The following is an 11,297-nucleotide window of genomic DNA, read 5'->3' on the forward strand; positions in this document are numbered from 1 at the left end:
TGCCCTTCAATGAAGTCATTTATGTCTCCCGAGAGTCCAAATCTCAATCGCCAAGCAGATTAGCAGAGCATCGCTACGCTCGCTTGCGACGAGACGTTGAACCACAAGTGCAAGCCGAAGCAACCGCTACGCGCGCGACGCGCCCCCTCCCCGCTTGCGGGGGAGGGTTGGGGTGAGGGCTGCCACGAGCCGCAGCCGATGCTGTAGTGCTGGTCCACCAAACAGCGAGCTCGCTGCCTGGGGCGCCCTCACCCCAGCCCTCTCCCGCAGGCGGGAGAGGGAGCTCGCTGTGCTTGGGGAGGGACTTGTTACTACATGGATGACGACACGCTCAATTCCCCGCCGCCGTGGCGCCGCGTGTCCTTGGGTCGGGCGCACCGTGGAATCCGTTGGCGTCGATCAGGATCGAATTCGCCGAGGTCTGGCCGAGCGGCACGACGATGCGGTGGCCCATGCCACGGAGTGCATCCAGGGTCGCGGCCGGGAACCCGTGCTCGGCCCGCACCTCGTCCGGCATCCATTGATGATGCAGCCGCGGAGCCGCGACGGCCTCGGCCACGTCCATGCGATTGTCGATGACGTTGACGATCACCTGCAGCACCGCCGAGATGATGCGGCTGCCGCCCGGTGATCCGGTGATCAGCACCGGCTTGCCGTCCTTCAGCACGATGGTCGGCGACATCGACGACAGCGGCCGCTTGCCGGGCGCCGGCAGGTTGGCTTCGAAGCCGACCAGCCCGAATGCGTTCGAGGCCCCCGGCGCCGCGGTGAAATCGTCGAGCTCGTTGTTGAGCAGCACGCCGGTGCCCTCGGCCACGAGACCGACGCCGTAGGGAAAGTTGAGCGTGTAGGTGTTGCTGACGGCGTTGCCCTGGTCGTCGGCGACGGAGAAATGCGTGGTGTTCTGACCCTCATGGGGTTGCGCGAGCCATTCGGTCACCGGCGTGGCACGACTGACATCGATGCCTTTGCGCAGCGTCGCCGCGTAGTCCTTCGACAGCAGCTTCGCCACAGGCGCCTCGCTGAAGGCCGGGTCGCCGAGATAGCGGGCGCGGTCGGCGTAGGCGCGTTTCATCGCCTCGATCAACAGATGCAGCGACGGCGGCGTGCCGGCACCGAGATCGTGAATCGCGAAGCCTTCGAGGATGTTCAGCGTTTCGATCAGCACGACGCCACCCGACGACGGCAGCGGCATCGCCACGATGTCGTTGCCGCGATAAGTGCCACGCACCGGCTTGCGGATCACGGCGCGATAATCGGCAAGATCGTCGGTCGTGATCAGGCCGCCGGCGCGCTGAATACCCTGCGCCAGCTTGGCCGCGACCGCGCCGCGGTAGAAGCCGTCCGGCCCCTGCTCGGCGATCTCCCGTAGCGTCGCGGCCAAATCGCCCTGCACCAGCTTGTCGCCACGCTGCAGCGGCGAGCCGTCGGGACGCACGAACACCTGCACTGCGGAGGGCCACAGCCCGAGTCGCGACCGCATCTCTGGCAACGTGTCGGCAAAATCGTCGGTGACGACGAAGCCGTCCTGTGCCAGTTCCCGCGCCGGTGCGATCAGCTGCGCCAGCGTGAACTTGCCCGAGCCGTATTTCTCCAATGCCAGCGCCAAGCCCGCAACCGTGCCAGGCACGCCGATGCCGAGTGCCGAGTTGCGCGACTTCGCCGGATCGGGCTTGCCGGCGGTTAGAAACATATCGGACGTCGCCGCCTTCGGCGCGGTCTCGCGATAGTCGATGGCGATATCTTCGCCATTCGCGCGATGAATCACCATGAAGCCGCCGCCGCCGAGATTGCCGGCGCGCGGATAGGTCACCGCCATCGCGAAGCCGGTCGCCACCGCGGCATCGACGGCGTTGCCGCCTTGCGCAAGAAAGCGCGCTCCGATTTCGGCCGCGAGCTTCTCCTGCGCCACCACCATGCCGTGGCGCGCCGTGACGGCCGGCGCCGCTAGCGCCGAGGACGCGGCGCCGCCGCGCATGTCCTGGGCGTGGACCGGCGCCAGTGCCAGTACGACGAACGCCACCAACGTCACACATTTGCGATGCAGGGAATGCAGTCTGATCATTCTAATCCATTCGGCGTCGCGGCTCGGCTGCCGCGCCCGCGGCGAATCCTATAAGAAAACCGGCGCCGCCCGCAAAACGCGTCTGGCGCGGAGACAACAAGATGACGTCATCGGCCGCGGCGGAACTCTCGGCGCACGCCCAGCAGACTCGTTATCCGTCGCGTGCCGCGGTGATGGGGTGGATCTTCTTCGACTGGGCCGCGCAGCCTTACTTCACGCTGATCACCACCTTCATCTTCGCACCCTATTTCGCCACTTACGTCGCGCCCGATCCGGCGACCGGGCAATCGCTGTGGGGCTTCGCCACCGCGGCCAGCGGCCTGCTGATCGCGCTGGCGTCGCCGGTGCTCGGCGCGATCGCCGACGCGTCGGGCCGGCGCAAGCCTTGGATCGCGCTGTTCGGCGCCATGCTGGTGATCGGTTCGTCGCTGATGTGGTTCGGCAAACCGGGCGACAGCGCGGGCATTCCGGCGCTGCTGATCGCCTACGCGATCGCCACCATCGGGGTCGAGTTCGCCACCGTGTTCAACAACGCCATGATGCCGAATCTCGTCCCGCCCGAGAAGATCGGCCGGCTGTCCGGCACCGGCTGGGCCACCGGCTATGTCGGCGGCATCCTGTCGCTGATTCTGGTGCTTGGGTTTCTCGCCGCCAACCCGCAGACCGGCAAGACGTTGATCGGGCTGGAGCCGTGGTTCGGTCTCGATCCGGCGCTGCACGAAGGCGACCGGATCAGCGGCCCGCTGACGGCGATCTGGTTCGTCGTGTTCGTCGCGCCGATGATGCTGCTGACGCCGGACTTCCCCGCCAAGCTGAAGCCACGCGCCGCGGTACGCGAGGGCTTGCGCGAACTCCGCGAGACGCTGCGCGATTTGCCGAAGCGGCGTTCGCTCGCCGCCTTCCTGATCGCCAACATGATCTACACCGACGGGCTCGTGTCGCTGTTCGCTTTCGGCGGCATCTACGCCACAGCGACATTCGGCTGGAGTACGATTCAGATCGGCGTCTTCGGCGTGATCCTCGCCATCGCCGCGACATTCGGCGCTTTCGCCGGCGGCCGGCTCGACGACGCGCTCGGCCCCAAGCGGGTGATCGCGGGATCGATGATACTGCTGCTGTTCGCGATCACCGGCATTCTGCTGACGGATCCTGCGCACGTGCTGCTGATCGAGGTCACACCGCCGCAGCCCGGCGGACCGCTGTTCGGCGCGCCGGCCGAACGCGCTTACCTCGCGCTGGGCTGCCTGATCGGCATCGCGGGCGGCCCGCTGCAGGCTGCGTCGCGAACCCTGCTGATCCGGCTCGCACCGCGCGAGCGTATCGCGCAGTATTTCGGCCTGTTCGCGCTCACCGGCAAAGTCACCTCGTTCATCGGACCGCTGCTGGTCGCCTCGGTGACGGCGATCACCGCCAGCCAGAAGGCCGGCATGGCCGTGCTGGTGCTGTTCTTCATCGCCGGGCTGATTCTGCTGACGCGCGTGCGGCGAACGGCACCGTAAATCGCGGTCCGTGGACAAACCCGCCGGCTTGGTCTATAGGGGCTGCATGAACCACCTGCCCGCCACGTACTGGTACTTCTATTTTAGCAGCTCGCTGGCGGCGGGAGGATTTCGCTCGATCTGAAGATTGCAGCATCGAAATCCGAAAAGCCGCCAGACCTGGCGGCTTTTTCGTTTAAAGCCGGCAGGTCTCCTCACAAGGAGCAAACTGCCGTGTTGACCACCACAGACGATCTTCGCCTTCAGAAAATCACCGAACTGAGTACGCCCGACGAAGTCCTCGGCGAGGTGCCGCGCACCTTGACTGCGACCCGCACCGTTGCGGCCAGCCGCAGCGCGATCCACGCCATCCTGACCGGAGCCGACGACCGGCTGCTGGTCGTGGTCGGCCCCTGTTCGATTCACGATCCGGAAGCGGCCTTGGACTATGCCAGCCGTCTGGCGGCGCTGCGCGAGACCTTGTCCGACCGGCTCGAGATCGTGATGCGGGTGTATTTCGAAAAGCCGCGTACCACCGTGGGCTGGAAGGGACTGATCAACGACCCCGACCTCGACGGCAGCTTCCGGATCGACAAGGGACTAAGGCTGGCGCGCCATGTGCTGGCGGCCGTGAACAATCTCGGCCTGCCGGCCGCCACCGAATTCCTCGATTTGATCACGCCGCAATACATCGCGGACCTCGTCGCCTGGGGCGCGATCGGCGCCCGCACCACCGAGAGCCAGATTCACCGCGAACTGGCGTCCGGCCTGTCGTGCCCGATCGGCTTCAAGAACGGCACCGACGGCAATGTACGGATCGCCGCGGAGGCGGTGAAATCGGCGGCGCAACCGCACCATTTCATGGCGGTGACCAAGCGCGGCCGCAATGCGATCGCGGCCACCACCGGCAACAGCGACTGCCACGTCATCCTGCGCGGCGGCGTCACGCCGAACTACGACGCCGCCAGCGTCGAGGCCGCTGCCGCGGTGCTCGGCAAGGTCGGCGTGGCGCCGCGCCTGATGATCGATGCCAGCCACGCCAACAGCAGCAAGCAGCCGGAGAACCAGCCGAAGGTCACGGCCGATATCGGGCGCCAGCTCGCGGCCGGCGATGACCGCATCATCGGTGTGATGATCGAGAGCAATCTGGTCGCCGGGCGGCAGGACGTCGTCCCGGGCCGACCTCTGCACTACGGCCAGAGCATCACCGACGGCTGCATCGACTGGGCCACGACAGAGACGGTGCTGGACGAACTGGCCGCTGCGGTGGAGAGACGGCGAGTTGTCCGGCGCAGCGCTCAGCAAGAAGGTGCTGCGGCTTGATCAGCTAGCGGGATGGCGATCGTTGGTGCTGCTGCTACGCACTCTGCGTCATCCTGAGGTGCCCACCGGGCCGCGCTCTGCGCGGGCTGGTGGGCCTCGAAGGATGGGCCGCACGCACCTTGGCCGCATCCTTCGAGGCGCGCTGCGCGCGCACCTCAGGATGACGACTCTGAGCTTGAGAAAGCTGCTTCAGAAGGCTGTGCTACTTCACTCAGCCGCCGAAGCGCCTTAGTGCCGGAAATGCCTTGTCCCGGTGAACACCATGGCGATGCCGGCGTCATCGGCGGCCTTGATCACTTCATCGTCGCGGACCGAGCCGCCGGGCTGGATCACCGCAGTGGCGCCGGCTTCGATGCAGGCCAGCATGCCGTCGGCGAACGGGAAGAACGCGTCGGACGCGACCACCGAGCCTTTGGTCATCGGCGCGGCGAGCTTCATCACTTCGGCCGCGTCCTGCGCCTTGCGGGCGGCGATACGCGCGGAATCGACACGGCTCATCTGACCTGCGCCGATGCCGACGGTGGCGAGGTCCTTGGCGTAGATTATGGTGTTCGACTTGACGTGCTTGCCTACGCGGAACGCGAACTTGAGATCGCGCAGTTCGGCCTCGGTCGGCTGCCGCTTGGTGACGACCTTGAGCGACATGTCGTCCACCACCGCGTTGTCGCGCGACTGCACCAGAAGGCCGCCGGCGACGGTCTTGTAAGTCAGTCCGGTCGCGCGCGGATCGGGCAGCGAGCCTGCCAGCAGCAGCCGCAGATTCTTCTTCGCTGCGACGATCGCGATCGCCTCCTCGGTCGCGTCCGGTGCGATGATCACTTCGGTGAAAATCTCGGTGATGGCGCGCGCCGCCTCGGCATCGAGCGTGCGGTTGAGCGCCACGATGCCGCCGAATGCGGAAACCGAGTCGCAGGCCAACGCCTTCTGGTACGCGTCGAGCAGGCTCGATCCCTCGGCGACGCCGCAGGGGTTGGCGTGCTTGACGATGACGCAGGCGGCGGTGCGCTTGGCATCGAACTCACCGACGCACTCGTAGGCGGCGTCGGTGTCGTTGATGTTGTTGTAGGACAGCTCCTTGCCCTGAACCTGCCGCGCGGTGGCGACGCCCGGGCGCTTCTCCGGCGTGGCGTAGAACGCCGCGGTTTGATGGGGATTTTCGCCGTAGCGCAGCGACTGGATCAGCCGGCCACCGATGGCGCGGAAGTCCGGCGCATCCGTCTTGAGCTGCAGCGCGAACCAGTTGGAAATCGCCGCATCGTAAGCGGCGGTGCGCGCATAGGCCTTGGCGGCGAGGCGCTTGCGCAGCGGCAGCGTGGTCGCGCCGTTATTAGCAGCGAGCTCGTCGAGCACCGCCTGATAATCGCTGGCCTCGACCACCACGGCGACGTCGTCGTGGTTCTTGGCGGCGGCGCGGATCATCGCCGGACCACCGATGTCGATGTTCTCGATGCAATCCTCGTAGGACGCACCTTTGTCGACGGTCGCTTCGAACGGATAGAGGTTCACCACCAGCAGGTCGATCTGCGGGATGCCGTGCGCGGCCATCGCCTGGGTGTGATCGTCATTGTCGCGGATCGCCAGCAGACCACCGTGCACTTTCGGATGCAGCGTCTTGACGCGGCCGTCCATCATCTCCGGAAAGCCGGTGAGCTCGGAGACGTCCTTGACCGGAAGCCCCGCCGCCGCGATGGCCTTGGCGGTGCCGCCGGTCGAAACCAGCTCGACACCGTGGCCGGCGAGCGCGCGGGCGAAATCGATCAGGCCGGTCTTGTCGGAGACGGACAGCAGGGCACGGGTGACGCGGCGGGAAGTCTGGGTCATGGGCAGGATCCTCTTGGGTGAAGGAAACAAATGCCCAGGCGCGCGGCAGAGACGTCCCGCGCTTCCCGATGGTGCTCCATCCTAGGTCGCCAGTCGCGCGAGGCCCGCGTTGACTAGCAGTTTTCACCACTCGCGACAACGGTGACCAAGGTCGTCTAAAGCGGCAATTCCGGCTCGCGGCGGGCGGCGCGGCGGGCGGATGTGGCCTGCGGCGAGGCATTGGAGCGGATGAAGCTCCAGCGCACGTTGGGCGCTTCGATCGAATTCTGCCGGATCACGATCTGGGTCGAGCGGCGTGCGCCGTCGTTGCCGGCGAGAAACACGGTTTCTTCCAGCTCGACGGTGTCGTCGGCAGCCTCGAAGGTCCAGACTTCCTTGTTGGGCAGCACCAGCATCACGCCTTTAGCATCGGCGAGCCGGTTGGCCTTGACGCTGGGATGCAGATGGAAGCGCAGGGCGTAATCGGCATTCGCCGCCTTGTGCCGGCCACTCGCCGCCTGCAGCGTATCCTCGCCGTCGACCCGCGAGCCGTCGTGCTTCACCACCAGCATGCGCTGATGCACGACGCCGAAGCGGTCGCGATAACCGTCGTGCGAGGTGTTGAGGAGAGTTCCGCCGGCGACCGCCTCGCGGTGATTGTCCACGTTGGCCGGACCGCTGACGACCGGTGCGCCGTGCAGAAAGCGCTTCATCGCCGAGCGCTCGACGAAACTGCAGGACGAGGTGTCATGACAGACCAGCGACGAATGCGCCGCGGTCGAGCGCGCAAACACGCGCCAGGTCTCGCGGTTGGTGCGGGGCAGGCCGCAATTGACGACGATGCGGCTCAGCCCCGACGACAATTCGAACGACAGGCAGCCGGCGTGGGCTTCCTGGCTGACATTGGCGGGCGGCGGCGGACCGGCATCGACGATCACCAGCGTCGAGCCGGCGTCGATGCGCTGATAGCCCGAGTGCGGCATGCTGGCCATCGGCGTGCCGTGGCTGTCGTCATAGGCCAGCAGCGTTGCGAGCAGATCGGTCGGCGTCGCACTCATGCCGTTGAACAGCGCGAAATTGCCGTCGCCGTGACGGAAGAAGCGCAGCATCGGCATCATGCGATCGATGGCGTTGAGCAGCGCCGGCGGCGGTGCGATGTTGCGGGCCGAGAACGTCTGGCGCAGCGGCAACAGGTCGATCAAAAGTTCGATCAAGGCGCCCGGATTGCGCGAGATGTGGCCGCCGTCCGGCAGGATCTGGCGTTGCAGTTCGTCCGACAAACGCTTGGTGGCACCGCGGATATTGCTGGCCTGATTGGCGAGGCACAGCGCCGCGTAGCACAGCGCGATCGTGACCTGCAGCCGCGGCACGCCATCGGCCACTTCGAGCAGCGCGTGGCGCAGCGTGCGGATCTCGCGCGTGAGCCCGCGCAGATAGCGGCGATAGAATTTTCCATCGGTATCGCCGAGCACCAGCGGCGCCTGCGACAACAGCGAAATCACCCGGCGGGCGGTGACGTCGGGGCGGCGGCCGACGGCACTGCGGCGCTTGGTGTTGGACAGCCAGTCGTCGACCAGCGAACGGGCATTGGCGCGGGTGATGGCGGTGTCGGCGGCGCGCAGATGGCGCAGCCAGCCGAACCCCAGCAGGGCGGCTTCCCAATCATCCGACGGCGGCTCGATATCGAAGATCGAGCGGCCGTGGCAGGTGACGATCTTGCCGGCGAAGACGAAACGACCCGCATAGATCTCGGCTGCGCGCGTGGAGTCGGCCGTGCGCAGATCGTGCGGCGCGATGATCAGCCGGTCGGTTCGGCCGGGCAGCAGACGGCCGAGCGCCGCCGCGCCGCCCGAGGCGCGCGCCACCGTGCTGCGCGCGAAGCGGCCCAAGATCAGGCTGGATATCCGTCGACGATGGGCGGACGACACGCGCGCTTTGGCCCCCGGTGCTATGAACGCATCACGTTGCGGCACCCGAGTGAGGGCGCCCTTGAGATTCAGCAAAACGGCGGCGACCCGTGCGGTCGCAGATGGCTTCGATTGAAACAGCTCGACAGACATCTGGTCTCGGAAGACGGACTGACGTTATGAACCAAAGCAACCTCGGATTAACGAAAATTCGTTTCGAATCCTTTTAGTCCGGAAATCCCCCGGACACACCATGGCGATAGACGGGTGTGGATGAACGTCGCGGCGCGCTCGGCGCCCGCGGGAAACGCCGAAACGCGAGCGGCTACAAACCCCTGGTCAGGCGCCCCGCGTAGAAACCGTCGAACCCTGCGAGCCGCGGATCGGGGTTGGGCAGATGGCACGGCAGCGTGCGCAAATCCCCCTCCGGCGTGACGATCTCGGCGAGCCCGGCGAACCTCGGCTGGGTCGACCCGGGTGCCGGCGCATCGCCTGATCGGATTGGAGCAGAGCCGCGACCGCATGCTCGCCTTCCTCCGGCTCAAGCGAACAGGTGCAATAGACCAGCGTGCCGCCGGGACGCAGCAGCGACGCCGCCTTCTGCAGCAGCCGCTGCTGCACAGCAGTGAGCGCGCCGATGTCGCTCTCCTGCTTCAGCCAGGCGACGTCGGGATGCCGACGGATGGTGCCGGTCGATGCGCAGGGCGCATCCACCAGCACGGCATCGAACGTAGCGCCCTCGCCCCACTCGCTGGCATCCGCCACTGCGGTCTCAGCCTCGAAGCCGAGGCGCGTCAGATTTTCGCGCAGTCGCGCCACGCGCGCCGGGGAGCGATCGAGCGCGGTGACGCGAGCACCAGCTTGCACCAGTTGTGCAGTCTTGCCGCCCGGCGCCGCACACAGGTCAGCGGCGGCGCGTCCGTTCAAATCGCCGAACAACCGCACCGGCAGCGCCGCGGCGGCGTCCTGCACCCACCATTGGCCGTCCGTGAAACCCGGCAGCATCTTCACCGAGCCCTGCAGCAGCGTGCGGACGCTGCCGGTCGGCAACGTCTCGCCATGCATCCGCGTCGCCCAGTGATCGGGATCGGACTTCACCGTGAGGTCGAGCGACGGCTCGTGGCTGATCGCCTGCGCGATGGCGCGCGCGGCGTCCTCGCCGTAATGCGCGCTCCAGCGTCCGAACAGCCAGGCCGGGACATCGAGCGTTTGGTCGGCGACCTCATCGATCAGCGGCTTGCCCTCGCGGGCGATCCGCCGCAGCACCGCATTGACGAGGCCGGCATATTTGGCGGCGCGCCGATCCGACTGCACCAGCCGGACCGAGAGATCGACGGCGGCGTGATCGGGCACGTCCATCCAGAGAATTTGCGCCGCGCCGATCAGCAGCGCGCTCTGCGCCCGCGGCGCATCGGTCGGCACGCCGCGCTCCAGCATCCTGGCGAGCAGATGCTGCAGCGTGCCGCGGCGACGCAGAATGGTCGCGACCAGCCGCCGCATCAGCGCACGATCGCGATCCGACAGCGTCTTCAATCCAGGGTGCGCTGCCGGCCCTTCGAGCTGATCGTCGAGCGTGCGGCGCTTCTGCAGAACGCCGTCAAGAATGTCGGCCGCAATGCGTCGCGCGGCGAGGCCCGGCGCCTCTTGGGCTGGAGCGAATCGTGGAGCGGGCATGAATTGAAGGTATCACACTGATGGAAGAAGACGGTCGCGAGCCCGCGGCCCGCCGAGGCCCAACACGTCGCACGCGAATAGGACAAATGTAAGAATCGCGGCCGGCATCTTGCGCGATGCTCCCGCAAGCGCGACATCAGCGCCAGACGCGGAGTGACCCCAATGACCGAGCCGAAATCTTCACCACCGACCTCGCCGGAGCCGCGCAAGGAACTGCCGGAGGCCGCCAAGCGCGCGTTGGCCGAAGCCGAAGCGCGCCGCGCGGCGGCCGCTCAACAGGCCGCCAAACCGGAGAAGGAATATCAAGGTCCAAAGGGCCCGGAGCCGACCCGCTATGGCGATTGGGAAGTGAAGGGCATCGCTTCCGATTTTTAGAGGTTCGTTTTCCGTCAAGACGACAACTCGAGTTTGCACCTCCGCTTGCGCCGGGTGTCGACTCGGGCTAACGTAGGAATATGTACCCAGAATTTAGAACGAACCCGGTACGTATCACGCGTGCGCCTTGGCGGGGGCGGCTGTCGGCTGCGCTGCCGTGGGTGTTCGTTCTCGGCATGGCTGCCGGCGCAATGCTGCCGGCGCGCCACTGGATCCACCTCCCCTGGGCCGACCGCCCGTCGGCACGCGCCATGAACCACGACAGCGACATCATCTGGCAACGCGCCGGCAATCCCGACATCCGCCATCCGGTCGACGTGCTGTACACGATCGACGGCGACACGTTCGAGGCGCGGGTGCATCTGTTGCCGGGCCACGACTACGTCACCCGCGTCCGGCTGCGCGGCATCGACGCCCCGGAGCTGAAGGCGCATTGCGCGCAGGAGCTCAAGCTGGCCGAAGCCTCGACCGAGGCGCTGCGGGGCCTGCTCCAGCAGGGCGGCGTCGCGATCTACAATATCGGCCCCGACAAGTACCAAGGCCGCGTCGTCGCCGACGTCGCGACGAAGCGCACCGCGAATGTATCAGCTACGATGTTAGAGGGCGGCTACGCTCGGGCGTATGGCGGCGGACACCGGGACGGCTGGTGCGGACGGTAGGATGGGTAGAGCGCAG

The 11,297-nt window shown here is 66.8% G+C and carries 7 protein-coding genes, 1 pseudogene and 1 riboswitch; of the genes and pseudogenes, 4 read left to right on the top strand and 4 right to left on the bottom strand.

All coding sequences use genetic code 11. From position 1 onward, the window contains the following. Positions 1-331: 331 nt before the first annotated feature. Entirely contained in the window at positions 332-2,065 is a 1,734-nt protein-coding gene (gene ggt / locus I5M_RS16400) for a gamma-glutamyltransferase (protein ID WP_022722383.1), read from the bottom strand. A gap of 101 nt (positions 2,066-2,166) precedes the next feature. Here ggt and I5M_RS16405 point away from each other — a divergent pair, with 101 nt between their 5' ends. Next, the gene (locus tag I5M_RS16405; protein WP_022722384.1) at positions 2,167-3,564 is read left to right on the top strand and encodes an MFS transporter; all 1,398 of its coding nucleotides are present in this window, start codon (positions 2,167-2,169) and stop codon (positions 3,562-3,564) included. Between the two features lie 213 nt (positions 3,565-3,777). Beyond that, positions 3,778-4,866, top strand: coding sequence for a 3-deoxy-7-phosphoheptulonate synthase (locus tag I5M_RS16410; RefSeq protein ID WP_022722385.1), 1,089 nt, complete (start codon positions 3,778-3,780; stop codon positions 4,864-4,866). A 228-nt stretch (positions 4,867-5,094) separates the two neighbouring features. On the opposite strand, the gene purH is transcribed toward I5M_RS16410, so the two are convergent. The 3 genes and pseudogenes from purH to I5M_RS29935 all read right to left on the bottom strand — a co-directional run bounded on the left by purH (position 5,095) and on the right by I5M_RS29935 (position 10,247). Next, a complete protein-coding gene (purH, locus tag I5M_RS16415; protein WP_022722386.1) occupies positions 5,095-6,687 on the bottom strand; it encodes a bifunctional phosphoribosylaminoimidazolecarboxamide formyltransferase/IMP cyclohydrolase in 1,593 nt (530 codons plus the stop codon). A gap of 25 nt (positions 6,688-6,712) precedes the next feature. Next, a riboswitch (ZMP/ZTP riboswitch) is annotated at positions 6,713-6,794 on the bottom strand. A 48-nt stretch (positions 6,795-6,842) separates the two neighbouring features. Continuing rightward, positions 6,843-8,594: a heparinase II/III family protein gene (locus I5M_RS16420; protein ID WP_083909595.1), complete on the bottom strand. Its 1,752-nt coding sequence runs from the start codon at positions 8,592-8,594 to the stop codon at positions 6,843-6,845. Positions 8,595-8,898: 304 nt separating this feature from the next. After that, positions 8,899-10,247: pseudogene (locus tag I5M_RS29935) on the bottom strand (RsmB/NOP family class I SAM-dependent RNA methyltransferase). A 162-nt stretch (positions 10,248-10,409) separates the two neighbouring features. Here I5M_RS29935 and I5M_RS16430 point away from each other — a divergent pair. Continuing rightward, positions 10,410-10,622, top strand: a complete 213-nt coding sequence (locus I5M_RS16430; RefSeq protein WP_022722388.1) for a DUF1674 domain-containing protein — start codon at positions 10,410-10,412, stop codon at positions 10,620-10,622. Positions 10,623-10,702: 80 nt separating this feature from the next. Then, positions 10,703-11,281 (top strand): thermonuclease family protein, encoded by a 579-nt coding sequence (locus I5M_RS16435; protein ID WP_022722389.1) that lies wholly within the window; start codon positions 10,703-10,705, stop codon positions 11,279-11,281. The last annotated feature ends 16 nt before the right edge of the window (positions 11,282-11,297 follow it).

The organism is Rhodopseudomonas sp. B29 (genome assembly GCF_000333455.1).
Taxonomy (GTDB): Bacteria; Pseudomonadota; Alphaproteobacteria; order Rhizobiales; family Xanthobacteraceae; genus Rhodopseudomonas.